We start from the raw sequence: 25,660 nt of genomic DNA on the forward strand, positions 1-25,660 counted from the left end.
GCTTTTCCGGCCCGGTAGCTAGCACCCAGTATGAGTTCTCGAGCGGACGCCGGCAACAGCATGTTCTGGACGGATGCCGACGACGTCGCGCTCGATCGGTACCGGGCGCTCGTCGACGCGATCGACGACTTGCTCTTCCAGCTCGACGCTGACGGCCGGTTCATCGCGATCAACGACGCTTTCGTCGAGATTACCGGCTACACGTGCGACGGGCTGCGCGGCGAACACGTCTCGCTCGTCCTCGACAACGCCGACGTCGAACGGATCGAACGCGCCCTCGAGCGTCGGATCGACACACGCAACGACGACGCTGTGACCGTCGACCTCACCGTCCGCACGGCCGACGGCGACGCGGTCCCCGCCGAACTCCAGGTCAACCCGTTGCTCGCGGACGGCGAGTTGCAGGGAACCATCGGTATCGCCCGAACTCGCCCCGAGACGCGACACCGCGGGGAGCCACTCGAGGCGACAGCGTCGCACGAATCGCTCAGGAGCATCATCGACACCGCCGACATCGGCGTCGTCGTCCTCGACGAAGGGTACGACATTGCGTGGGCCGACGAGACGATCGGCCACTACTTCGACGTCGATCGCGCGACCCTCGTCGGACGGAACGGCCATACGGTCGTCGACGACATCATCACACCACAGGTCGCGGAGCCGGACGCGTTCGCCGAGACCGTCCGCACCGCGTACGACGACGATCGGGCCATCGGTCGGCTCGAGTGTCGCGTCACCGGTGATGGGGACGACCGTGACGACCGGTGGCTCAGATACCAGAGCAAGCCGATCGACTCGGGGACGTTCGCCGGCGGTCGGGTCGACTTCTACTACGACATCTCCGATCAGAAGCAATCCGAAGCGTCCCTCCAGGAGAACAGGGAAGCGTTTCAGTCGCTGGTCGACGCCGTCGAGGAGTACGCGATCTTCCGGCTGGACCCGGCCGGCCGCGTCGTCAGCTGGAACAAGGGCGCACGGACCCTCAAGGGCTACGACCGGGAGGAGATCATCGGCGAGCACTTCTCGACGTTTTACACCGACGAAGACCGAGCGGCGGGTGTTCCCGAACGGAATCTCGAGCAGGCACTCGACACCGGCTCCACCGAGGACGAGGGGTGGCGCGTCCGCAAGGACGGCACCCAGTTCTGGGCGAACGTCACGATCACGCCCGTGCTGGACGACGACGGCACCCATCGGGGATACCTGAAGGTGACCCGCGACATGACCGAGCGCTGGAAGCGCGAGCAGGAACTCGAGACCGAACTCGAGCGCATCTTCGGCCGGATCTCCGACGCCTTCTACGCGGTCGACGACGAGTTCCGGTTTACCCACGTCAACGAGCACGCCGAGGAACTCCTCGAGCACTCCGAGGCGGAGCTGCTCGGCGAGACGCTCTGGGACGTGTTTCCGGATATCAGGGGCTTCGACGAGGTCCGGGACGCCTTCCACACGGCGCTGGAAACGCAGCAATCGACCAGCTACGAACTCTACTACGACACGCTCGACTTCTGGGTCGAGGCGAACCTCTATCCCTCCGAGAGCGGCATCTCGGTCTACTTCCGGGACGTGACCGAGCGCCGGGAGCGCGAGCAGGAACTCGAGCGCACCGAGCGACGCTTCGAGGCGATCTTCGAGGATCCGAACATCCTCGTCGGCCTGCTCGAGCCGGACGGAACGGTCCTCGACATCAACGGAACGGCGATGGACTACATCGACGCCGACCTCGCTGACGTGACCGGCGACCCGTTCTGGGAGACACCGTGGTGGGGCGAGGGGGGCGACGGTGAGCGAGCCGATGGATCACGATCCGCGACGAACGCACACCCCGTACCAACCGACATCCAGTCTAAAGTCAGGGAATGGACCGAGCGCGCGGCTACCGGCGAATACGTCAATTTCGAGGTGGATCTCACGCGACCGGACGGCGAGTGGTACACGTTAAAGGGCGTCTTCAGACCCGTCACGAACGACGACGGCGACGTCGTCTCGATCGTCGTTTCGGATCGGGATATCACGGAACGAAAGAAACGCGAACGAGAACTCGAGGAGTCCGAACAGCGCTACCGCACCCTCGCAGAGAACTTCCCGAACGGCGTCGTCACCCTGTTCGATCACGACCTCGAGTACACGCTGGTGTCGGGACAGGGATTCGACAGGATCCCGCTCGATCCGGCGGACGCCGAGGGGCGATACTTCGACGACGTCTGGCCCGAGGAGGAGAGTGACACGCTCGAGCCGGCGCTTCGGGCCGCCCTCGCGGGCGAGGAACGATCGGTCGAACTCGAGTACGCCGGCCGGGAGTGGGTGGTCTATGCGGTGCCGATCACCGACAGCCGGGGCGACATCTTCGGCGGGGTGACGATGGCTCACGACATCACCGAACGGAAGGAGTACCAGCGGAAACTCGAGGTGACGATCGCGCGACTCGAGGAGTCGAACGAACGGCTCGAACAGTTCGCCTACGCCGCCTCCCACGACCTGCAAGAACCGTTGCGGATGATTTCGAGTTACCTCCAGCTCATCGAGAGCCGCTATGCTGACGAACTCGACGCGGACGGCGAGGAGTTCCTCGCGTTCGCCGTCGACGGTGCCGAACGGATGCAGGACATGATCGAGGGGCTCCTGGAATATTCGCGCGTCGAGACGCAGGGCGACCCGTTCGAACCCGTCGACCTCGAGTCGGCCCTCGAGAGCGTCCTCTCGGACCTGCAGTTCCGGATCGAGGAGACGAACGCCGAAATCGCCGCCGGTGACCTCCCCCGCATCGAGGGCGATGCGGACCAGTTACGGCAGGTGTTCCAGAACCTCCTGAGCAACGCGATCAAGTACAGCGGCGACGATCCACCGCGGATCTCCGTCGACGCCGAACGCCGCGGCCGGGAGTGGAAAATCTCGATTTACGACGAGGGCATCGGGATCGAGCCTGACGAGCAAGACCGCGTGTTCGATGTCTTCCAGCGCCTCCACAGTCGCGAGGAACACGCCGGCACCGGCATCGGACTCGCACTCTGTCAGCGGATCGTCGAGCGCCACGACGGCGAGATCTGGGTCGAGTCGGAGCCCGGTGCCGGGTCGACGTTCTCGTTTACACTCCCCGCTGCGGAGGACGCCACACAGTGACCCGACCGATTGTGCGTTCCCGAGGACGCCTCCGTCTCGAGCGCCTCGGCCCTCGCCGACCACCACACCTGTAAGATATCACAGCAGTGTCTGACGTACGTTTATGTGGCCGGACGGACCCCTAGCTGATATGTCGAACAACCGTGTCGAGCAACTCGAATCGACGGTTGCGGAACTCGAGTCGACGGTAACAGGCCTGACGGAGGAACTGATCGAGGCGAAAGAACGGATCCGCGTCCTCGAGGCCGAACTCGATGCCGACACACCGACGCGCGTCCCCGAGCGACGGAACACAGAGTCGGCCAGTGGGGACGAGACCCCCGAAGCCGAGCCCGATGACGTCGCCGAAGCCGCGGCCGACGCTGAGGGAGAAGCGGACACCTCCAGTGACGAAACGGAAGACTCAGGTAGCGACGACATTATCGTAGCATAACTGCAGACGACGCCGTGGGACGAGGCGCGGAGCCATGACGGGCGCCCACGACCGACGGCATTCGACGACACGGAGGCCGCGCAAGGAGAATGTACATCAAGGCGATCATCCTCGACGATTTCAAGAGTTTTGGGAGGAAGACCAAGATCCCGTTTTACGAGGATTTTACGGTGGTGACCGGCCCGAACGGCTCGGGCAAGTCGAACATCATCGACGCCGTCCTCTTTGCGCTCGGACTGGCCCGGACCCGCGGGATCCGCGCCGAGAAGCTGACCGACCTCATCTACAATCCCGGCCACGAGGACGGCGATACGTCCAGTGGCCCCCGCGAGGCCACCGTCGAGGTCGTCCTCGACAACTCGGACGGCACCTTGGAGCGCTCGCAGGTCGTCAACGCCGCGGGCAGCGAGGACGTCGGCGACGTCGACGAGATTCGCATCCGACGGCGCGTCAAGGAAACCGAGGACAACTACTACTCCTACTACTATCTCAACGACCGCTCGGTCAACCTCTCGGACATCCAGGACCTGCTCGCTCAGGCCGGTATCACTCCCGAGGGCTACAACGTCGTCATGCAGGGCGACGTCACCGAGATCATCAACATGACGCCCCACGCCCGCCGGGAGATCATCGACGAGATCGCGGGCGTCGCGGAGTTCGACGCGAAAAAGGAGGACGCCTTCGGCGAACTCGAGACGGTCCAGGAACGGATCGACGAGGCCGAACTCCGCATCGAAGAGAAACGCGACCGGCTCGACCAACTCGCAGACGAACGCCGGGAAGCGATGCGCTACCGCCGGCTCCGCCGCGAAAAAGAGGAGTACGAGGGCTACAAGAAAGCCAGCGAACTCGAGGAGAAACGCGACGAACTCGCGTCGGTCGAAGCCGAGGTCGACGACCTCGCGGACGAACTCCGCGACCTGCAGCGCGAACTCGACGAACGCGAAGGCAAGGTCGTCCGTCTAGAGGAAGACCTCGAGGACCTCAATGCCGAAATCGAACGCAAAGGCGAGGACGAACAGCTCCGGATCAAAAGCGAGATCGAGGAGCTCAAAGGCGACATCTCGCGGCTCGAGGACAAGATCGAGGCCAGCGAGGAGGCGATCGAGGACGCCGAATCGACGCGCCGCGACGCCTTCGTCCAGATCGATCGCAAACAGGAGACGATCGACGACCTCGAAGCGGAGATCCGCGAGCACAAACTCGAGAAAGCCTCGATCAAAAGCGAGATTCAGGAGCGCGAGGCCGAACGCGACGAGCTCGAGGCCGAGATCGAAGCCGTCGACACCCAGTTCGACGAGCTCAAGGCCGACCTCGCCGAGCGCAAAGACGAGCTCGAGGCGGCCAAGACCGAGAAAAACGACCTGCAGCGCGAACAGGATCGCTTACTCGACGAGGCCCGGCGACGCTCGAACGCCATCAGCGAGAAAGAAAACACGATCGAATCGAAACGCGAACAACTCCCCGAGATCGAAAGCGAGCGAAGCGACCTCGAGCGGGAACTCGAGAAGGCCGAACGGAACCGCCAAAATATCGCCGAGGTCGTCGACGATCTGAAAGCCGAGAAGCGCCGGCTGCAGTCGGACCTCGACGACCTCGACGACGAGATCCAGGCTAAACAACAGGAGTACGCCGAACTCGAGGCCAATGCCGGCCAGAGCGGTGATTCTTCCTTTGGCCGCGCAGTGACGACGATCCTCAACTCGGGGATCAACGGTGTCCACGGCGCGGTCGCACAGCTGGGGACCGTCCCCGGCGAGTACGCGACCGCCTGCGAAACCGCGGCCGGCGGCCGGCTGACCGACGTCGTCGTCGACGACGACGTCGTCGGCCAGCAGTGTATCGAACACCTCAAGTCGCGCAACGCGGGTCGGGCGACCTTCCTGCCGCTGACGGACATGAGCCAGCGCCGGCTTCCAACTGCGCCGAGCGATCCGGGCGTCGTCGACTTCGCGTACAACCTGGTCGATTTCGACAGCGAATACGCGGGCGTCTTCTCCTACGTCCTCGGCGATACGCTGGTCGTCGAGGACATCGAGACCGCCCGCTCGTACATGGGCGACTATCGGATGGTCACGCTCGATGGCGACCTGGTCGAAAAGAGCGGCGCGATGACCGGCGGCTCCGGCGGCGGCTCGAGGTACTCCTTTACCGGCGGCGGCGAGGGCCAACTCGAGCGCGTCGCCAAACAGATCACCGAACTGCAGGAGGAACGCGACTCGCTCCGCGAGGAGATCCGCGGCGTCGAAGGGCGACTCGACGACGCCCGCGACCGCAAGAGCGACGCGGCCGACGAAGTTCGATCGATCGAGGCCGAACTCGAGGGACTCGACGAGAAACGCGAGCGCATCGAGACCGAGATCGAAGACCTCGAAGCTGACCTCGAGGACCTCCGCGAGGAACGCGAATCCGTCGACGAGCGGATGAACGAGATCGCCGACGAGATCGAGGCGAAGACGGCGACGGTCGACGACCTCGAGGTCGAGATCGACGACCTCGAGACCGAGCTCGCTGATTCGAAGATTCCCGAGTTGACCGACCAGATCGAGGCGCTCGAGGCCGAGATCGACGAGCGCGAGGACCGAATCCAGGACATCGACGGCGATCTCAACGAACGCTCCCTCGAGAAGGAGTACGCCGAAGACGCCATCGAGGACCTCCACGACGACATCGAGGCCGCACAGAATCGCAAAGCCGAGCACGAAGATCGGATCGAGGAGTACGAGGCGAAAATCGACGGGAAACGCGACGAACTCGACGAGAAACGCGAGGCCGTCGCGGAACTCGAGGACGAGCTCACGGAGCTGAAAGCCGAGCGCAGCGACCTCAAAGAGGAGTTATCGACGGCCCGGACGAACCGCGACCAGCAGCAAGACCGGGTCAACGCCGTCGAGAGCAAACTCGAGGACGCCCGTGAGCGCGCGAGCGACCTCGAGTGGGAGATCGAATCGCTCGAGTCGGAGGTCGGCGACTACGATCCCGAAGGCGTGCCCGATCACGACACCGTCCTCGAGATGATCGAGCTCCTGACCGCGGACATGGAGGCGATGGAACCGGTCAACATGCTCGCGATCGACGAGTACGACGAGGTTCGCGAGGATCTCGAGGAACTCGAGGACGGAAAAGCGACGTTAGTCGAAGAGGCAGAGGGCATTCGCGATCGGATCGAACAGTACGAAACCCAGAAGAAACAAACGTTCATGGACGCCTACGACGCGATCGCTGCCCACTTCACGGAGATCTTCGAGAAGCTTTCGGAAGGGACGGGGACGTTGCACCTCGAGAACGAGGACGACCCGTTCGACGGCGGCCTGACGATGAAGGCCCAGCCGGGCGACAAGCCGATTCAGCGGCTGGATGCCATGTCGGGCGGCGAGAAGTCGCTGACGGCGCTGGCGTTCATCTTCGCGATTCAGCGGCACAACCCGGCCCCGTTCTACGCGTTAGACGAGGTCGACGCCTTCCTCGACGCCGTCAACGCCGAGCGGATCGGCGAGATGGTCGACGAACTCTCCGAGAAGGCCCAGTTCGTCGTCGTCTCTCATCGCTCTGCGATGCTCGACCGCTCCGAGCGGGCGATCGGCGTGACGATGCAACAGGACAACGTCAGTGCGGTGACCGGCATCGACCTGAGCAGCGGCGAGGTGCCGGCCGATGACTGACGACGAGATTCCGCTGAACATCACGGGTCACGAGGAGCGTGACCGCCCCGGCGAGTCGCCGCGATCCGACGCGGACGGTACGGACGACGCGGTCCTCGAGTTCACCGACGACGAGTCGGACGAAGCCGACGAGGACGAGGAGACCGTCGAGCCGGTCGAACTGCTCGTTCAACTCGCAGAAGACGGCGAGATCGACCCGTGGGACATCGACGTCGTTCGCGTCACGGACAAGTTCCTCGAGGCGATCGACGAGGTCGACCTGCGGACCTCGGGGCGGGCGCTGTTCTACGCGAGCGTCCTCCTGCGGATGAAAAGCGACGAGTTGTTCGCGGCCGACGAGCCCGACGAGGAAGACCTCCCGCCGTGGGAAGCACCCTTCGCCGACGACGAGCCGATGGACGCCGAGGGCGACCAGCGCCACCCGCCGGGGTTCGATCCCGTCGAGAGTCTCGAGGACGAGATGGAACGGCGCCTCGAGCGCAAGCACGCCCGCGGCAAGCCGGAGACGCTGGACGAACTCGTGCGCGAACTCCGGACTGCGGAACGCGACAGCTGGTGGAAAGAATCCCGCAGTTACGACACGAGCGACTCGCCCCGCGGCTACGATCGCGGCGTACAGGAGTTGAACTACCACTCGGGCGACGACTTCCGAGTCGACGACGAGCCGACCAGCGACGACGTCACTCACACGACCCACGAGGAAGACATCGAAGCGGTCATCGACGACGTCGGGGCCGAACTCGAGAGCCACTACGAGCGGGGCCGCGACGAGGTGCTGTACGCCGAAATCGATGCGGTCGGCGGCTCGCGCGTGATGACGTATCTCGCATTGCTCTTTCTGGCCCATCGGGGGCGCGTGACGCTCGAGCAGGACGACCTGTTCGGCGACCTCTGGATCAAGGAGGCAACGGTGGAGTCCGACGCGAGTGAAGCGATCGCCGACTGATAGTGACTCCTGTCAACCAGTGTCCACGGGACCGTGATCCATCCTGCGGTCACACCGAGACATCGGGACAGCAGACCGTACGAACGGCATCCGGTTACAGCCCGAGGTCGATATCATCGAGTCCGAACGGAGCGCTCTCGTCGGGACGCCGTTCGGGGACGAGACTGTTCGGCAGCACGTCCCACTCGAGTTCGTCCTCGCCGGGGACCGCGTCGGTCTCGAAACCGGGGGCGCTGGCAGGCGATAACTCGCGGTCCTCCTGTGGCGGTGCGTCGTGTGCGTAGACCGCCTCGGGGTGGTCGACGGTCCAGACGTGGAGCATACAGGGGGTTCGACAGGGAAACTCGAGATCGTCGGCCGCGTCGTGATCGTACGTCTGCTTATAAAACCACCACGCGAACCGCCCGGGAAGGCCGGTGTGAACGTGCCAGGGCGAACACTGGCTCTCGGTATCGTCCGCTCCGTACACTGCCGGCGGCGCGACCGGCTCTCCGCCGCGCGTCGCGATGAACATGACGCCCATCGATCGCCACGAGTCGTTGTCGACGAGAACCGATTCGGGTCGTTCGGGGTCCACGAGCCCGTCGTCGCCGATGAACTCCGGATTGAGCCAGTGTGACCAGCTGTCGTCCCCGACCTCGAGCGTGTCGAAGTACGGCTTGAACCCCGCGTCGATCAGCGCATCGACGTCAGGAAACTGTGTCTCGAGGGACTCCTCGACCGCCGATCGAAGCGCGATCGTCGCCGGATGGTCGTCCGAACAGCCTTCCGTACTCGCTCCCTCGCACGGCTCCATTCCGGGCTCGACGGTCGCCTCCGGACAGTTCCGGTCGAGCCACGGAATGCCCTCATCGATCCCGTCACCACCGCTGTCGTCGGCTCGCACGCTGCCGACGGCAGAAAGCGACGCCGTCCCGGCCGACGCGTACAATAGTGTCCGACGGGAGACGGCTAGATCGGTATCACTGTCGTCCATACCGGCCGGTTCCACACCGACGACCGGTATGAAACCCCGTTACCGGTCGTACTGACAGTCACTGTGAGTGGGACGCTGCCGGTTTCGATGCGAACCGATCAGTCGAACACGGACTCGAGGACGGCACCAGTCCCGGGACGCTCGAGGCTGGCCAGGTCGATCCGGCCGTCGGGCATCGGGACGCCGTCGGCGGGATCGTCGGCTAACAGCAGCGGGCCGTCGAGGTCGGCGTAGTCGAGCAGCGGCGCGAGGTGACAGGCCGCCGCGATCGAGGCGTTCGATTCGGTCATACAGCCACACATCACCTCGAGGCCGTGGGCGCGGGCGGCGTGGATCATCCGTTTGGCTTCCAGCAGGCCGCCACATTTCATCAGTTTCAGGTTCGCGATGTCACACCGGTCTGCGATCCGCGGGATGTCCGCGAGCGTGACACAGGATTCGTCGGCGGCGATCGGCAGCGGTGACCGTTCGGAGACGAACTGCAGGCCCTCCGGATTTTCGGCAGGAACGGGCTGTTCGACGAACGCCAGGTCGTAGTCCGCTAACCGCTCGATCTTGGCGACGGCCTCGCGAGGCGTCCAGGCCTCGTTCGCGTCGACGAACAGCCGAACGTCGGGGGCGACCGACCGGATCGTCTCGACGATCTCGAGGTCGCGATCGGTCCCCAGTTTGACCTTCAGCGTGGTGTACCCGCGCTCGACGGCCGTCTCCGTCTTCTCGCGCATCGTCTCCGTATCGTCGAGCCCGATGGTGTAGGACGTCTCGAGTGTCTCGTCGGGATCGAGCCCCCAGTACCGGTAGAGCGGGATTTCGAGTCGTTTGGCAACGAGATCGTGAAGCGCGATGCTAACTGCAGTCCGGGCGGCCGGGTTCTTGCGGACCGTCTCGCGCATGCGGCGTTCGATCCGCTCGAGCTGGTGGGGATCACCGATATCCTCGACGACCGACAGCAGGTCGGGCAGGACGGCTGCGACGGTTGCTGTGGTCTCGCCGTAGTGTGCCGACGGTGTGCCAGCGCCGAGACCGACTCTGCCCTCGTCGTCCTCGATTCGGACGAACACGGCCTCGGATTCGGTCGTCGTGCCGCGAGCGATGCCGAACGGGTACTCGAGCGGCAGCGAGCGCCGTTCGGACGCGGTCTCGAGGCTCATAGGAGTTCGTCGAGGAGAGCGTCGGTTCCAAAGCGGATCACGTCGGTCGCGGGCGCATCGAGCCGATCGGCGTACTCGTCGACAGCGTCGCGGGCCGCCTCGTCGTCCTCAAGGGCGGACGTGTTCAGCGCACCGGCGACGATTTCGCTGTCCGCGACCGGAGCGGCGACGTTCTCGTAGAGATCGACGTACGTCGGAATCGACGGCAGCGCGAACGACTCGTAGCCGTGGATCGCCTCCTGGCCGGCGTTGTGACAGAGCACGAGATTGTCGGCCATCGACCCGTGGAGGATGCCGAGCGTAACCGCCGAGTACGCCGGGTGGACGATGCTGCCCTGGCCCTCGACGAACAGATAGTCGTGTTCGTCGCCTTTCTCTGTGATCATCTCCTCGACCGCACCCGCGGTGAAGTCGCTGACGACGCGATCGATCGGGTTCCCCCAGCCCTCGATCATGATCCCCGTCTGGCCGGTCGGGATCACGGCGGCGTCGTGGCCGGCCGCGCGGGCATCGCGGGCGAGTTCCATCGTCGTCGTCATCTTGCCGGTCGAGCAGTCGGTACCGACGGTGAGGATCACCTCGGCGTCGACCTCGTCGGCTACGCCCTCGGCGACAGTGAGGTCTTCGGGCGGGTTGCGAACGTCCCAGATGTCACAGCCGTTTTCGGCCGCCAGTCGGGCAAACTCCTCGTCGTCTTCGAGGAAGTAATGCAGCCCCGAGATCACGTCGCAGCCGTACTCGAGTGCCGTCCGAACGTCCTCGCGCCAGCTCTCGTCGAAGCCGCCGCCGATCGGTGCGATGCCGATCACCAGAGCATCGACGTCGTCGGGCTCTATGGCAGCCATTTCGGAGACGATCGGTGCATCCTGTACGTCGGGGACGAAGTCGGAGACACGGTGTCCGTCGGCCGTTCGATCGAGAACCGAGACGACATCGTGGTCGGCATAGCGGAGGATACCGAGGGCGGTTTTGGCTCGGTCAGGGAATTTTTCGTGGGCGAGAATTGCGATACGCATACTCGGCTATAACAGAGGAGTATACTTGAACTACCTGAACCGTAACAAACTGCGAGCGGATTCATACAGTACGATCCCGTTCGAACCTGCTTGCCGTCGGCGGTGGAACGGCATGGCGGTCGCGTACAGCGCACCGCGGTGACCGCTCACGACGGTCGTCGTCGAATCGCGCTCCCGTCGTGCGATCGGGTGTGCAGTGACGGCTCGCGGTCGCGGCGACATTGACTGATACTGACTACTGTACGTCATTTCCGGTGCAACCGCGACCCGTACTGCGGTTGCACCGGTACATCGTTACAGCAGACCGTATGACAGCAGTCCGTATACTCGGTTCGGTAGGCGTCGCCTCGGGGCCTGCCGTCTGCTGGGACACTGCGTGCAGGATCGTACCCGTTTCAAGTTGTTTCGCGTCGAAAGCGATGCATAACTTTGGGTAGTGCTATCGTCCCACGGGCTATGCTCGCCGTCGCTGCGTTCGTGCTCGCCCTCGCGGTCGGGCCGTTCCTCGGACTTCGAGCGTACGCTCGGCGCGTCGAGGCGATGGACGCACCGATCGAAGACCGCCTGCACCGCCTCAACCGCATCCAGCAGGCGGTCGGGTTCGGACTGCCGGCCCTCGCACTGCTTGGTGGATACGCCTTCGGACTGATAGACCGAGCGACTGCTCGCGTCGCGGCGGCAGGACCCGACCTGTTCGGGATCGCGGTCCTCGAGTTCGCGGTGATCGTCCTGGTCACGTTGGGCATCGTCGCCGTCCCGCTCGTGTCGATGGCACTTGGCACGTACCCCACGGTTCGGTCGCTCCGGGAGACGACGACATCGACGTGGCGACGCGTCAGCCGAGTGGTCGCCACCCTGACGATCGCGGTCGGCACGGCGGTGCTCGGAATCGGCGGATTCATCGCGCTCGTCTCGACCGTTAGCGTCTCGCGGCTCGTCCTCGTCGCCGCACTCGGCGTCCTCGTCTTCGTCAGCTTCGGCCTCTCGCCGTATCTGCTCGTCCTTACGCGGACGCACGACTCACTCGAGGGGCAACGCCGCGAGCGCGTCGAGCGCCTCTGTGACGCGGCGGGCTACAGCCCCCACAGGATCTACCTGCTCGAGGGAAAGTCGACCAAAACTGCGACCGCACTCGTCGCTGGCACCCTCCCCGGGCTGCGATACGTCTTCCTGACTGACTACCTCCTCGATGAGTGCGACGACGACGAACTCCGGGCGATCCTCGCCCACGAGTTTGGCCACGTCGCGGGCCGTCACCTCTGGCAGCGCGGTATGCTCACCGTTGCCGTCTTTGGTGCCTGGGCGCTCGTCGCCCAGCAGGCCGGGTTCAGCCGGTTGGCGGCGACGTTCGGCGTCGTCGGCTACTTCGTTCCGCTTATCGGTATCTACGTGCTGTATCGCGTCTTCTTGCTGGGCGGGCTCGCACGCTGGCAGGAGTTCCGTGCGGACACCTACGCGGCGAGCACGGCCGGTCGCGAGGCGATGGTCGATGCCCTCGAGACGCTGGCCGACGCGAACGACGTTCGCCTCGAGGCGGGACTGCTCTACAGCCTCGCGACCCATCATCCACCGATCGGGGACCGGATCGAGGCGCTTCGAGACGACGAACAAAGCGTGCGGTCGGCTGCGAGCGACTGAGGGAGCCGATAGCACGAGCGGCACTCGATCGAACCCATAGCAATCCTTACGGTTGAACGGCTCATATAAGCGGTGTGGACAGGATTCTCCTCAGTACGCTCGCCCACCGACCGCCAGAGGAGGTGTTCCCGCACGTGCGCTCGTTCGCCGACTATCCGCGGTACACGGACCACCTGAAAGAGGTCCGGATCCACGGCGACGGGGGCGTCGGCTCGGTATACGACCTCACGCTGACGTGGTGGAAGCTCAGCTACACCGCTCGCTCGAAGGTGATCGACATTACCCCGCCGAACTCGCTCGAGTGGCGGCTGGTCAACGACATCGATGCCCGCGGCGAGTGGCGCGTCGAACCGGAGCCGGAGTCAGCACCGGCGGACGCCCCGACGGCCAGTCGGATCTATTTCGATGCCGTCTACAACCCCTACTCGGCGGATACGAACGCGATCGCGCTGCCGCGGTTCGTCTCGCTGGACTGGGTCGTCGACAGGGTCGAGCCAAAGCTGCTCGACGAGGCCGAGACCGTCGTCGAGCGGTTGGTCGCGGACATCGAGGGACAGCCCCGCGACGTCGAGCTGACGATTCACGAGATGCCCTGACGTCTCTCGGCACGCCGGCATCCGTTCACGGTTCGAACGCAGGGCCAACCGACTTACTGGCTGGCGCCCGATAGCGCACATATGAGCCGGAGCCACGCCGTTTCGGGTCCGCGATCGTCGCGGGTGAGCCGCCGATGCGCGTAATCGTCGTTGGTGCTGGACAGGTCGGCTCGAACATCGCTGCCAGCCTCGACGACGACCACCACGTCGTCGTCGTCGACACGGATCCCGATCGGGTCGAATCGATCACCTACTCCCACGACGTGCTGGCCGTCCAGGGTGACGGGACCGCCCTCGAGACGCTCGAGGAGGCCGGCATCGAGAACGCAGACATGGTCATCGCGAGCACCGACATCGACGAGACGAACATCGTCATCTGTGGAGCGACGAAGGCCGTCGGCGATCCGTTCACGATCGCCCGGGTCAAGCAGACGAACCTGTTGCGGACGTGGGAGCAGTCTGCTGGTGCGTTCGGCGTCGATTTCATGGTGGGAACGAACCTCCAGACCGCCGAGACGATCGTCCGGATCGCCAGTCTGCCGGGAGCTCACGACGCCGAAACCTTCGCCGACGGGCTCGTCCGCATGGCCGAGTTCGAGGTACTCGCGGACAGTCCCATCGCCGGCGAGACGGTCTCGGCGGCCGACCGCTACGAGTCGCTGACGTTCGCCGCACTCTTGCGTGGCAACGACATCGTCGTTCCGGCCGGTGACACGGTCATCAGGGCCGACGACGCCGTCGTCGTCATCGGCTCCGCGGAGAGCGTCCGATCGTTCGCGGATACCGTGACGCCGGAACCCTCTCTCGAGGATGTCGACGAGATCGTCATCGTCGGTGGCGGCGATATCGGCTATCAGACGGCCCGGCTCTTCGACGCCGAGGGGTTCGACACGCGACTTATCGAGCAAGACCCCGGACGGGCACGGGAACTGGCAGAGAACCTGCCCGGGACACTGGTCTTGCAAAGCGACGCGACCGATATCGACTTTCTCGTCCGTGAGCACGTCGACGAGTCCGATCTGGTCGTCGCCGCTCTCGAGAGCGACGAGCGGAACCTGCTGGTCTCGCTGCTCGCGAGACGGATCGGCGTCGAGCGAACCATCGGCGTCGTCGAGGCCAGCGAGTACGTCGACCTCTTCGAGACGGTCGGGCTCGACGTCGGCGTCAACCCGCGTCTCGTGACCGCCGAGGAGATCACCCGCTTTACCCGCGCCCGCCGAACGGAAAACGTCGCCATGCTCGAGTCCGACCGCGCCGAGGTTCTCGAAATCGAGGTCGATTCGGACAGCATCCTCTTCGAGACACGGATCGAGGAGGCGATGGCCGACCTGCCTGACAGAATCGTTATCGGGGCGATCACCCGCGACGGGGAGCTGATCACGCCGCGAGGCGAGACTGTCGTCGAGGCCGGCGATCACGTGGTCGTCTTCGTCGACACCGAAGTGATCGACGAGGCGGCCGCCGCGCTCTAGCTACTGAGGGTGTCAGAGAGCCGTCCCACCGTGTTTATTACACCAGTTTCTATGGAGAACTGGCGTGTGCGATAGTAACGACTGAAACGAGTTACACACCGACGCAGGGCCATCGTGCGATCAGGTGTGCACTGACTTTCAGTGGCTACTATATCATCCAGTGCGTCGTTACACTTTCAAACTCGGTATTTATCCGGTTACAGCCACTGAACCCCATAATGGTGCCCGAGAATACGGAACAACAGTTATTGGTGGAATACGAAATTCCGGAGGATGAATCTGTGAGTATGGCAGCAATCCATGCTGTAAGCTCACTAATGGAATGTGAGCCTTGGGAGTTAATTCCACTATATGAAACGATCGATCCAGATATGTTGGATGAGCTGTGTGAGTCACGGCAGAATGGATCAGTCAAATTCGTCTACAGCGACTTTCACATTACTGTTGAGGGGGGCGAGTATCTTCTACTTCGACCAGCAGATCACAATCGAAAGTGATTATCAAAATATCCTTGAAGTGGGTATAAGTGCCGTTCTATAACACCCTACACCATCAGTTAGTGTCGGCGACCCGCTCGCCCACCGCGAGGCCGTTTCGGAGCGCGGCGTGGATACGACCCTCGCCGGCGACCCAGTCGCCGAGACAGTACAGCCCTGCGCGTTCGGCGCGCTCGAGAGGGTCGCGGGAGACGCCGTCCTCCGGGAGCGCGTACCGCCAGCCCTGGTGATCCGTCCAGTCGGGCTCGCGCAGGCGCTCGTCGCCGACGAGGTCGGCTGTCAGCGCCGCGAGTTTCTCGAGGGACTCGGCCGGTGGCTCGTCGTAGTGGTCGACCGACCACTCGTGGTTGGCCTGGACGACCAGCAGCGACTCACCGTCGGGGACGTGGCCGGGTTTGCACTCCTCGCGGCCGACCCAGCCCACCTCGTGTGCTTTGTCCGCGTTGACGAGCGCGTAGTAGGGTTGCTCGAGTTCGAACGGGTAGTGAAAGATGCCGGTCCAGACCGTCCGATAGGGAACGGTGTCGACGGCCGAGAGGAGGTCGTCACGGATGTCGCTCTCCCAGTCGGCCGTTCGCAGCAGATCGGCAGTTTGTGGTGCCGGCGGGTTCAACAGCAGGGCGTCGAAGGGACCCCACTGGGTTCCAGCGGCGTCCTCGAGTCGCCACGTCTCGTCCTCGGTTCGGATAATCGTCTCGGCGCGTGTCTGTCGGTGGACGGTCGCGTCGGTGCGCGCGAAGAGTCGCTTTGCGATCTGGGTCAGCCCCTGTCGGTAGGTCCACTTGTGCTCGTCACGGCCGTCGCCTGGCGATACGTCGCCTGTGTGGTCGAACGTCCATACAGGGTCAGTGATATCGACCAGCCCCTCGGTATCGAGCGTCTCCGTCAGCAACTCGACGACGCCCTCGTCGTCGGATTTGACGTAGTTCGCGCCGTAGTCGTAGACGAGCTCGTCGCGGCGTCTGGTCGCAGCCCGTCCACAGAGGCCGCCGGATTTCTCGAATACCGTCACAGTCACGTCGTCGCGCGTCTCCTCGAGAGCGTACGTCGCGGCTGCTGCGCCGACGCCCGCCCCGACGATCCCAATGTGTGTCATGGGCGCAGTTTGGACCTGCCCCTACAGTAGACTGTTGGCTGTCACTGTTAGGGTGTGGTGGCGGAGCCGTCACCGCAGCAAGTTACTCAACCACCGATACGGCCGCGGGAGCCGGAGATAGCGTTTCTGCTGGGCCTGTATCCAGCCGATCGTCGTCAGACTGCCGGCAGCCAGCGGCGCGATCGACGTGGTTCCGGGAAGCAAAAGGGTGCTGGCGAGGATCGCTGCGGCCGTCGCGAACCCAGCAACAGTATAGAGGCGCGTGTATGCGACGTCGGTTCCGTTCCGCCACGCGACGGCAAACAGGGTCGCGCCGGCCCCGAACAGGCCGGTGAGAAAGAACGTATGCAGCCAGTAGCCGACGTTTGGCTCGAGACTCGCAAAGGCAAGCGCGACAGACGACTCGGACGTCGCAGTCCAGTACAGCGAGTGTGTCGGCGTGGTGATCGCGAGCGTAATGTCGATTCCGGCGAGGAGGGCAACAGCGTGATAGACGAGTCGCCGACGGCCCAGCAACGGCGTGCTGCTCGCCGTACTGGCAAACAGCAGCCAGCCCAGCCCGGCCAGGACGGCACCTAACGTCGCGATGCTGAAGAAAAATCCTTTGACGATCGGCCGTGGGTCGAGCGCCTGCGCAGCGAACAGCCCGTTCCAGACCGCAACACCCATGAGAAACAGGATATACGACAGTCCGTTATCGCGGTCGCGGTACGCGATCCCGGTCGCCAGATACGGGTAGGTCGTGAGAACGATACAGCCGGCCCCCGCGATGAGCAACACGGATAGTAACTGGCCGGGGTCCATACGTTCAGTCTCGGTTCAAATACCTTGTATATTCTGACGTTCCGTCAACGCAACGGGAATCGGTACTGCACGCGCCAACGGCAGATAGTGTGCTCGTACGAGCGTGTGTATCGATCGAACGGCTTTTGCAATGTCGGCAGGTAGGGGCGAGCAATGGACGTACTGATCGTCGGCGCAGGGTCGATGGGAACGTGGTTCGGCGACGCCGTCGACGCCCGAGTCGCGTTCGCCGATATCGACGGCGACGCCGCAGCTGCGGCGGCGGACGCCGTCGACGGCACTGTCGCCGATCTCGAGGGGGAGACGACCTACGACGTCGTCTGTCTCGCGGTGCCGATGACCCACGTGGCCGAGGCGATCGCCGCCCAGGCCACGCGGGCCGAGCGAGCGATCGTCGACGTCTCGGGCGTGATGGGACCCGCGCTCGAAGCAATGGATCGCCATGCGCCGGACGTCGAACGGGCCAGCCTCCACCCGCTGTTTGCACCCGAGCGGGCACCCGGCTCGATCGCCGTCGTTCGCGATCGATCGGGTCCGGTGACCGACGGCGTACTCGCGACGCTCGAGGCCCGTGGCAACGAGTTACTCGAAACGACGGCGGTCGAGCACGACGAGGCGATGGAGACCGTGCAGGCGGCGACTCACGCCGCGGTGCTTTCGTTTGCCCTCGCAGCCGAGTCGGTACCCGAGGGTTTCGAGACGCCGATCTACGAGACGATGGAACGACTCGCCACACAGGTGACAGCGGGCACGCCGCGGGTCTACGCCGACATTCAGGCGACGTTCGACGGCGCCGACGCCGTCGCCGACGCCGCCGGCGAGATCGCTGCCGCCGACCCGGACGAACTCGAGGCACTGTACCGAGACGCGGCCGCGAACTGGCACGACGACCGCGACGACAGCGGAGGTGAGACGACGTGAGTGACCACCGCGAGGCCGTTCGATCGAACGCGAAGTATCTGCGTAACGTCCGACCGATCGACCCGGACGAGATCGCCGACTACATCGAAGGAGCGCCACATCCAGCGGTCGTCAAACAGCTCCTCCGCGAGGAGGCCGTCGATCTCGGCTTGCGCGAGCGAGACGACGGGACGTTCGTCCCCGTCGACGACGACCCGGTGCGGCCCCGTCGCGGGCCGGTCGAGGAGTTCCCCGCCGGCTACGAACGCCGGCTCGAGGACCTGCTGGCCGATCGCTACGGCCCGAACTGGTATGATGGTGCCTCGGGCGACTTGCTCCGGTCGACGATCCGCCGGTTCAAAGCCGATTATCTCGACGGTCGCGCCGTCGAGTACGACGACGACGTGGCGGCAGGCTACGCGATTTACCACCTGCCGGGCTACTACGCAGCGATCCAATATGCGCTCGACGATCTCGCTGATCGGGGGTTGCTGGGCCGGAAGCTACGGGTCCTCGACGTCGGCGCTGGCGTCGGCGGCCCCGCGCTCGGGCTCTGTGACTACCTTCCCGACGACGCGCTGGTCGATTATCACGCGATCGAACCCAGCGCGGCCGCGGACGTCCTCGAAGACCTACTCGGTGAAACGGGGCGAAACGTCCACACGACGATCCACCGGACGACCGCGGAGGAATTCGACCCGAGTGACGCCGCCAGCGACGGATTCGATCCGACTACCCCCGACGACGGTTTCGACCTCGTCCTCGCCTGTAACGTATTGAGCGAACTCGACGAGCCCGCTGCAGTGACGCGGTCGTTCCTCGAGACGCTCGCACCCGACGGGACGTTGCTCGCGATGGCTCCCGCAGACAAGAACACCAGTGTAGGGCTGCGTGAAGTCGAGCGCGAGCTTGAGGGCCAGCGGCTGTGGGACCGGGATGCGGTAGACATCGGTGGCAATGGGGGCGCCGACAATGGCACAGACGTGGCCGACGACCGGCTCGGCGAGGTGACCGTCTACGGGCCAACCGTTCGGCTCTGGCCCAACGAAACCCCGTCGGATCGCGGCTGGTCGTTCGACGTGCGGCCAGATCTTGCCGTTCCTGGGTTCCAGCGTCGCCTCGACGAGGCCACGCCGACCGACGACGCCGAGCACGCACCCGGCGAGTTCGTCAACGTCGACGTCCAGTTTTCCTACTCCATGCTGCGGCTGGACGGTCGGCGGCGGATCGACATGGCCCTCGAGACCAGTGAGTGGGCGAAGATGGCCGAGATGGACCGCCACGTCACTAATCGGATCGACCTCGTCGCGGCGAAGCTCAGCCGATCACTGAGCGAGGACGGCGATGGCGGCCGCGGCGGCCGATCGAACCCGCTTTTCAAGATCAGCGACGGCAGCGAAAAGATCGACCACTACGCTGTCGTGACGAAGGAAACGTCGCTCAACCGAGCGCTGCTCGAGGCCGACTACGGCGAGGTCTGTTCGTTCGAGCGGATCCTCGCGCTCTGGAACGACGACGAGGAAGCCTACAATCTGGTCGTCGACGAGGAGACGATCGTCGACCGACTTGCCTGACCCTGCATAGATTCCGCGCACGCGCACACTGAGCAGGGTGCGGTACCCAACGCTGACGGCCACCCGAGCGGCTGTGTCGAGTGCCGGAAGCGGTGGGCTTTTCGCGCCGCCGGCCGACCGGCGTGACATGAGCGACGACCTCGAGATCCTACTGACCAACGACGATGGGATCGACAGCACCGGCATCCGGGCGCTGTACGACGCCCTCTCCGAACACGCTAACGTGACCGTCGTCGCGCCCGCCGGCGACCAGAGTGCCTGTGGGCGGTCGATCTCCCACGAAGTCGAGGTCGACGACCACGAACTCGGCTACGCCGTCCACGGGACGCCCGCCGACTGCGTCGTCGCCGGCCTCGCGGAACTCGGCCCGTTTCCCGACCTCGTCGTCGCGGGCTGTAACAAGGGTGCGAATCTCGGCGAGTACGTCCTCGGGCGCTCGGGGACGATCAGCGCGGCCGTCGAAGCCGCCTTCTTCGATGTCCCCGCGATCGCGACGTCGCTGTACGTCCCTGTCGACGACACGCCGTTCGAGGAGACCGAAGTGACGGCCGACGACTACGCCGAAGCGACCCGCGTCACGACCTACCTCGTCGACCGCGCGCTCGAGGCCGGCGTCTTCGAGCACGCCGCCTACCTCAACGTTAACGTTCCGCTGCCCGACGGCGACCCCGCGTCGATCGAGATCACGCGGCCCTCGAAACGCTACGAGATGGACGCCGAACGCGAGGGGGCACACGTCACGCTGCACGACCGCGTCTGGGACGACATGACGCCCGAGGCGCTCCCCGACCCGCCGGGAACGGATCGCCGGGCCGTCGTCGAGGGAAAGGTGAGCGTCTCGCCGCTGACCGCGCCTCACTCGACGAACCACCACGAGGCCCTCGATGCGCTCGCCGACGACTACGAGGGGTCGCGCCACGAGTGAGACGGCCGATCGTACCCCGTATACACCGGCAGTGCCGCGATGTCGGCGATCCTGTCGGTCGCCGAAAGTGATAACTGACTTGCGGGTCGCAAGGCGGCCGCTATTTGATACCCGTCCCGTCACGATAGCTACGACCTTCCCGACGGACACTACCCATGCCATTCACAAAACATAAAATCAAGGTAGGTGGGCGTACAAGTTGTGATAGTCCCCATGAACGGTGATCAATAGATGGTATTCGATACACTCCGGGCCCGTCTCTCGTCTCTCTGGCACAGTTCGACCGACGACTCCGAATCGGACTCGTCCGAGACGACAGCGGACGCAGACTCGAGTTCAGCGCCCGACGACGAAACGCTGAGTTATGCCGAAGAAATCGAGTACGGCGTCGACGAACGCGACCTCCCGGACGAAGACAAGGTTCTCAGGCTGCTCGTCAAACGCGGCGGCCGCGTCGACCAATCGACCATTCTCGACGAAACCGGCTGGTCACAGGATCACCTCGAGGACGTCATCGATCGCATGGAAACCGACGATCAGATCAGCGCCATTACCGTCGGTCGCAAGCGCGTGATCTGTCGTCGCGGCTTCGAGCCCAAAGGGTATCGATCGCATCTCAACGAGTAGGCCCGCTGTCTCTCCGCTACCGTCACCTGACCACCGGCACTTCGCTCCCCCAGCGCCACCACGTCGCGGTGTACCTTCAGGTTCGTTCCGACGGTGCCCGGTCAACCCTGACTGGTGTCCGGCGGTGTTTCCTGATACTGTATCTTGGATAGCGTGCCGTCGCGGCGTCCGACGAGACGGGTCCTGGCAGTGCGCTCGGGTTAGCGCGACGGAGCAACAGTAGAGTCGAAATTTCGCGTCCGTCAGTGCGTGACGACTCTCGATTGCGCGACTGAAACGGCTTTATGATCTGTATAGTGATCCCCCCAACAGTGGAATCGTTGTCTAATGAAATCTCGCAGACTAATGTATGACGAACGGCAGAGCCAGCACCGCCCCTCGAGCGGACTTCCAGATTGGTCTCGACCGGGCAGTGTCCCAGTTCCGACAGCAGTGATCGATTCCCGGAGTATGGAGACGACCGGCTTGTCGCCCGCTGACCGCCTCCGATCGGCATCGACAGTCGGCGAGCCGGTGGGTGTGTAACGCACCGACACTGGATCTCAATTCAAAACCTATCGATAATGCGCCGCAGTGCCCAACACCACCGAACGGAGACTCGATCGATTCAGCGCAGCGTCCAGATCCTGCTTACCGTCTGTGGCATCGCATTCCTGCTGGCCGGCATGGTACTCGCCGTGAGCGGAGCCTCCGTCAGCAGCGCCGTCGGCTCGGTCAGCGACAGGATAGACGACGCCCGACAGCCGACCGACGACGACGCGACCGACAGCGACTCCGCAGACGCCGGCGGTGAGACCGACACCGACGGCTCCGGCGGAACGGACGACGAAACGGGAGAGACGAACGATGCCGACAACACGGATTCCCAGACGGACGGAACCGATGACTCGGGTTCTCAGACGGACGGGACCGACGACACGAACGGAAACGACGAGAACAGTACCGACGACTCGAACGTATTGACGGCGGTCGTGGAATCGCAGAACGGCGATGCGATCGACAACGCCACCGTCACCGTCGAGTCCGAGTCCGGGTCGACCGTCTCGAATTCAGTCGACGACGACGGTGAGACCGAATTCGAGCTCGAGGACGGCGAGTACACGGTCGTCGCGGATGATGTGGACGGATACACATCCGAGAACGACACTGTCGCGATCGACGGCGACGACGAAGAGATCACACTGACGCTCGAGTCGCAGGAATCGACCGACGATAGCAACGACGACAGTGGCGGCTCACTAGCAGTGACTGTCGAAGACGAGAACGGCACCGCGATCGAGAACGCGACCGTCGAGGTCACGGAGGACACCGCCCTCCTCGGCTCGAGCGAGGAGAAGGAAGTCGACGACGACGGCGAGGCGACGTTCGATCTCGAGGACGGCGAGTACACGGTCGTCGCGGATGATGTGGACGGATACACATCCGAGAACGACACTGTCACGATCGATGGCGACGACAAAGAGATCACGCTGACGCTCGAGCCGAAGGACAACTAACTGCGGCCGCTGCCGGTCGCGGTGTGTCGGCGATCGTTCCTCCTGAGAGAAGGGGCTCGTTTTGCACGTGGCCAGTAATCGGGCGTCGAGCCCAGTCTCGAACTCGTCCGATACCCGTTTCTCGAGGCGGAAGACTGCAGCGCATCCCGTGTTCGAGACAGTCTGATCGATTACTCGAGTGCGCTGGAGCGGCCGTGTCGTGAGCGGACTGTTGTACGATCGGTCTCGACACATCCGGACTGTCGTCGATCTCGTCTGGATCAGTGGCGGAGATCGAGAGTCAGACAGTGGTTCTTGACTCAGTGAAGCGACCGCTGTAACCCGCCGCTCGTCTCGATCGCTGTCGGCTTCGTCTGCGAGACGATCCACAGCCTGACGAACGACGCCGTCAGCGACATCGATGGCGTACGCTTCGCCGGCCTCGGGCGAGCCAGAGCATCGGAGTCGCGGCCGATCCGACGGCTGTGAGCCGATCGACTGCCGTTTTGACGACTTGCCAAGGAGCCCTGGATTGTATCGCCAGGTGCTGGTCGGGATGAGGGGTGGACTATCCAGCGAGGGATGAGAGACGGAACGGACCGAACGTGGCTCGAGAGCAGTCAGACCATCGCGTCGATCCCGCCGTGTCACTCGAGCGATGCGAATCGCTGTGACTATAGCTCGAGGCACACCGCAGTCTCTACTGGCCGTGTGATGGTGCGCTAAGCGCAGGTTCGAGACGTGAGCCGGCGGCGTCGAACTGACCGCGAAAAAACGTTAGCTGTGAGACTGGGCGATCATTCGACGGTCACGCTCTTCGCGAGATTGCGCGGTTTGTCGATCGGCCGCCCGAGTTGCTTCGCGGCGTGATAGGACAGCAGCTGCAACTGGACGTTCGCGAGCAGGCCCGCCCAGACGGGATGGGTCTCGGGGACCGACAGGTGTGCGTCGGCGACGTCGACGAGGGGGTTATCGTCGGGTCCGACGGCGACGATCGGCGCCCCGCGGGACTGGGCCTCGATCGCGTTCGTCTTCGTCTTCTCGTCGCCGTTGCTCGTGTAGACCGCGAACAGCGGCGTCTCCTCGGTCACGAGGGCGAGCGGCCCGTGTTTGAGCTCGCCGGCCGCGAACCCTTCCGCGTGCTCGTAGGTGATCTCCTTGAACTTCAGCGCGCCCTCGAGTGCGACGGAGTGGCCGAGCCCGCTGCCGATGAAGAAGAACGACTCGCTGTCGAGGGTGTCCTGAGCGAGCGTCTCGGCCCGGGTCGACTCGAGGACGGCTTCGACGTGCTGTGGCAGGTCCGTGAGCGCCTCGAGCATCGCCGCTCGATCGGCGGCGGGGGTCGCGTCCGGAACGTCCCCGGCGAGGCGCTGGGAGAGGAGCGCGAGCGTGACCGCCTGCGAGGAGTAGGTCTTCGTTGCGGCGACGCCGACTTCCGGGCCAGCGCGGATGTAGACCGCGTCGTCGGCTTCGCGCGCGGCCGTCGAACCGACGACGTTGGTGACGGCGAGCGTCCGCGCGCCGCGGTCTGCCGCGGTTCGGACCGCATCGAGGGTGTCGGCGGTTTCGCCGCTCTGCGTAACCGCAACGGTGAGCGTGGTTTCGTCGACCGGCCCGGTCGTGGCCTCGTACTCGCTGGCTCGAAGCACTTCGGTCCTGAGTCCGGCCTCGCGGACCAGCTGGCTGCCGTACATCGCCGCGTGATACGACGTCCCGCAGGCGACGAACTGAACGGACTCGATTCCGTCGAACGTCCCTGGCGAAAGATCCTCGAACGCGACATCGCCGTCCTCGACCCGGCCTTCGATCGTGTTAGCGAGGGAGGTCGGCTGATTGTTGATCTCCTTGAGCATGTAGTGATCGTACTCGCCTTTCCCCGCATCCTCCGGGTCCCAGTCGACGGTGTCGACCGACCGCTCGACCGGATTGCCGGCGAGGTCAGTGATCCGGTAGGAATCGGGCTCGAGGACGACCAGATCGCCGTCTTCGAGGTAGATCACCTCGTCGGTGTGATCGAGGAACGCCGGGACGTCGCTGGCGAGGAACCACTCCTCCTCGTCGAGTCCGAGGACGAGCGGTGACCCCTTCCGTGCAGCGTAGACTGCCTCTTCGCCGTCGACGATCGCAGCGATCGCGTAGCTTCCCTCGAGCGTCTCGACAGCCCGGCGGACCGCTCGTTCGGTGTCGCCGGTCGCCTCCCGGTACTCGTCGATGAGGTGTGGGATGACCTCCGTGTCGGTGTCGCTGTCGAACTCGTGGCCTTTCCCCTGGAGATCCGCTCGGAGCTCGTCGTAATTGTCGATCACGCCGTTGTGAACCACCGCGACGTCGCCCGCCGTGTCCGTATGCGGATGGGCGTTCTCGTCGGTCGGTGGCCCGTGGGTACTCCAGCGGGTGTGGCCGATCCCCATGTTTCCGTGTGGCTGCGTATTCAACGCCGATTTGAGGTCGGATACTTCACCCGAGCACTTGTGTACCTTGACGCCGGAGCCGTTCTGGACAGCGATGCCTGCCGAGTCGTAGCCCCGGTACTCGAGGTTCTCGAGTCCCGAGAGGAGCGTCTCCGCCGCGTTTCCGTGACCGATCCGTGCGATAATACCACACATCAGCCGATCACCTCCAGCCGAGTCGCCGGCGACCACGTCGCATCGGCTGTGTCGTGTGCGGCGGGGCAATCGACGGTCGTGACGGACGTATCGAGTCGGCTCGAGATCGCTGCCGTGAATGCAGTCCTGTTCCGTGTCATTGGTAT

The 25,660-nt window shown here is 64.3% G+C and carries 20 protein-coding genes; 13 read left to right on the forward strand and 7 right to left on the reverse strand.

Annotation, left to right across the window (positions count from 1 at the left end; all coding sequences use genetic code 11):
* Positions 1-30 precede the first annotated feature (30 nt).
* The 4 genes from ACFR99_RS09870 to ACFR99_RS09885 all read left to right on the forward strand — a co-directional run bounded on the left by ACFR99_RS09870 (position 31) and on the right by ACFR99_RS09885 (position 8,161).
* A complete protein-coding gene (locus ACFR99_RS09870; RefSeq protein ID WP_390286807.1) occupies positions 31-3,120 on the forward strand; it encodes a PAS domain-containing sensor histidine kinase in 3,090 nt (1,029 codons plus the stop codon).
* Positions 3,121-3,250: 130 nt separating this feature from the next.
* Complete coding sequence (locus ACFR99_RS09875) at positions 3,251-3,553, forward strand: DUF7518 family protein (RefSeq protein ID WP_390286809.1); 303 nt, start codon at positions 3,251-3,253, stop codon at positions 3,551-3,553.
* A gap of 89 nt (positions 3,554-3,642) precedes the next feature.
* Positions 3,643-7,215, forward strand: a complete 3,573-nt coding sequence (gene smc, locus ACFR99_RS09880) for a chromosome segregation protein SMC (RefSeq protein WP_390286811.1) — start codon at positions 3,643-3,645, stop codon at positions 7,213-7,215.
* Positions 7,208-8,161 carry a segregation/condensation protein A gene (locus ACFR99_RS09885; RefSeq protein WP_390286813.1) on the forward strand — a complete coding sequence of 318 codons (954 nt, stop codon included), beginning with the start codon at positions 7,208-7,210 and terminating at the stop codon, positions 8,159-8,161. Before smc ends, ACFR99_RS09885 begins: the two co-directional genes overlap by 8 nt.
* Before the next feature lie 94 nt (positions 8,162-8,255).
* Here the strand turns inward: ACFR99_RS09885 and ACFR99_RS09890 are convergent, their stop codons facing one another.
* The 3 genes from ACFR99_RS09890 to ACFR99_RS09900 form a co-directional block, all read right to left on the reverse strand.
* A complete protein-coding gene (locus tag ACFR99_RS09890; protein WP_390286815.1) occupies positions 8,256-9,137 on the reverse strand; it encodes a hypothetical protein in 882 nt (293 codons plus the stop codon).
* A 98-nt stretch (positions 9,138-9,235) separates the two neighbouring features.
* Positions 9,236-10,288 carry a dipeptide epimerase gene (locus ACFR99_RS09895; RefSeq protein WP_390286817.1) on the reverse strand — a complete coding sequence of 351 codons (1,053 nt, stop codon included), beginning with the start codon at positions 10,286-10,288 and terminating at the stop codon, positions 9,236-9,238.
* A complete protein-coding gene (locus tag ACFR99_RS09900) occupies positions 10,285-11,304 on the reverse strand; it encodes a DUF1611 domain-containing protein (protein ID WP_390286819.1) in 1,020 nt (339 codons plus the stop codon). Before ACFR99_RS09900 ends, ACFR99_RS09895 begins: the two co-directional genes overlap by 4 nt.
* A 456-nt stretch (positions 11,305-11,760) precedes the next feature.
* On the opposite strand from ACFR99_RS09900, the gene ACFR99_RS09905 reads away from it, so the two are divergent.
* The 4 genes from ACFR99_RS09905 to ACFR99_RS09920 all read left to right on the forward strand — a co-directional run bounded on the left by ACFR99_RS09905 (position 11,761) and on the right by ACFR99_RS09920 (position 15,507).
* Entirely contained in the window at positions 11,761-12,942 is a 1,182-nt protein-coding gene (locus ACFR99_RS09905) for a M48 family metalloprotease (RefSeq protein WP_390286821.1), read from the forward strand.
* 74 nt (positions 12,943-13,016) lie between these two features.
* Positions 13,017-13,538, forward strand: a complete 522-nt coding sequence (locus ACFR99_RS09910; RefSeq protein WP_390286823.1) for an SRPBCC family protein — start codon at positions 13,017-13,019, stop codon at positions 13,536-13,538.
* Positions 13,539-13,672: 134 nt separating this feature from the next.
* The gene (gene trkA / locus ACFR99_RS09915) at positions 13,673-15,010 is read left to right on the forward strand and encodes a Trk system potassium transporter TrkA (protein WP_390286825.1); all 1,338 of its coding nucleotides are present in this window, start codon (positions 13,673-13,675) and stop codon (positions 15,008-15,010) included.
* 218 nt (positions 15,011-15,228) lie between these two features.
* A complete protein-coding gene (locus tag ACFR99_RS09920) occupies positions 15,229-15,507 on the forward strand; it encodes a HalOD1 output domain-containing protein (RefSeq protein ID WP_390286827.1) in 279 nt (92 codons plus the stop codon).
* A 55-nt stretch (positions 15,508-15,562) separates the two neighbouring features.
* Here ACFR99_RS09920 and ACFR99_RS09925 read toward each other — a convergent pair whose 3' ends face one another.
* Together ACFR99_RS09925 and ACFR99_RS09930 are read right to left on the reverse strand one after the other, a co-directional pair.
* Positions 15,563-16,603: an NAD(P)/FAD-dependent oxidoreductase gene (locus tag ACFR99_RS09925; RefSeq protein ID WP_390286829.1), complete on the reverse strand. Its 1,041-nt coding sequence runs from the start codon at positions 16,601-16,603 to the stop codon at positions 15,563-15,565.
* A gap of 69 nt (positions 16,604-16,672) precedes the next feature.
* The gene (locus ACFR99_RS09930) at positions 16,673-17,407 is read right to left on the reverse strand and encodes a histidine kinase N-terminal 7TM domain-containing protein (protein WP_390286831.1); all 735 of its coding nucleotides are present in this window, start codon (positions 17,405-17,407) and stop codon (positions 16,673-16,675) included.
* A gap of 153 nt (positions 17,408-17,560) precedes the next feature.
* On the opposite strand from ACFR99_RS09930, the gene ACFR99_RS09935 reads away from it, so the two are divergent.
* From ACFR99_RS09935 to ACFR99_RS09955, 5 genes are all read left to right on the forward strand, one after another.
* A complete protein-coding gene (locus tag ACFR99_RS09935) occupies positions 17,561-18,328 on the forward strand; it encodes a prephenate dehydrogenase/arogenate dehydrogenase family protein (protein ID WP_390286833.1) in 768 nt (255 codons plus the stop codon).
* On the forward strand, positions 18,325-19,881 hold the full coding sequence (locus tag ACFR99_RS09940) for a small ribosomal subunit Rsm22 family protein (protein WP_390286835.1): 1,557 nt from the start codon (positions 18,325-18,327) through the stop codon (positions 19,879-19,881). Before ACFR99_RS09935 ends, ACFR99_RS09940 begins: the two co-directional genes overlap by 4 nt.
* Positions 19,882-20,008: 127 nt before the next feature.
* Positions 20,009-20,806: a 5'/3'-nucleotidase SurE gene (surE, locus tag ACFR99_RS09945; RefSeq protein ID WP_390286837.1), complete on the forward strand. Its 798-nt coding sequence runs from the start codon at positions 20,009-20,011 to the stop codon at positions 20,804-20,806.
* A gap of 231 nt (positions 20,807-21,037) precedes the next feature.
* Positions 21,038-21,433 (forward strand): helix-turn-helix transcriptional regulator, encoded by a 396-nt coding sequence (locus tag ACFR99_RS09950; RefSeq protein ID WP_390286839.1) that lies wholly within the window; start codon positions 21,038-21,040, stop codon positions 21,431-21,433.
* Positions 21,434-21,996: 563 nt separating this feature from the next.
* On the forward strand, positions 21,997-22,929 hold the full coding sequence (locus ACFR99_RS09955; protein WP_390286841.1) for a carboxypeptidase regulatory-like domain-containing protein: 933 nt from the start codon (positions 21,997-21,999) through the stop codon (positions 22,927-22,929).
* Between the two features lie 776 nt (positions 22,930-23,705).
* Here the strand turns inward: ACFR99_RS09955 and glmS are convergent.
* Positions 23,706-25,514 carry a glutamine--fructose-6-phosphate transaminase (isomerizing) gene (gene glmS / locus ACFR99_RS09960; RefSeq protein ID WP_390286843.1) on the reverse strand — a complete coding sequence of 603 codons (1,809 nt, stop codon included), beginning with the start codon at positions 25,512-25,514 and terminating at the stop codon, positions 23,706-23,708.
* The gene (locus ACFR99_RS09965) at positions 25,514-25,654 is read right to left on the reverse strand and encodes a hypothetical protein (protein ID WP_390286845.1); all 141 of its coding nucleotides are present in this window, start codon (positions 25,652-25,654) and stop codon (positions 25,514-25,516) included. Before ACFR99_RS09965 ends, glmS begins: the two co-directional genes overlap by 1 nt.
* Positions 25,655-25,660 lie beyond the last annotated feature (6 nt).

It is taken from the genome of Haloarchaeobius amylolyticus (assembly GCF_042678045.1).
Lineage (GTDB): Archaea > Halobacteriota > Halobacteria > Halobacteriales > Natrialbaceae > Natrinema > Natrinema amylolyticus_A.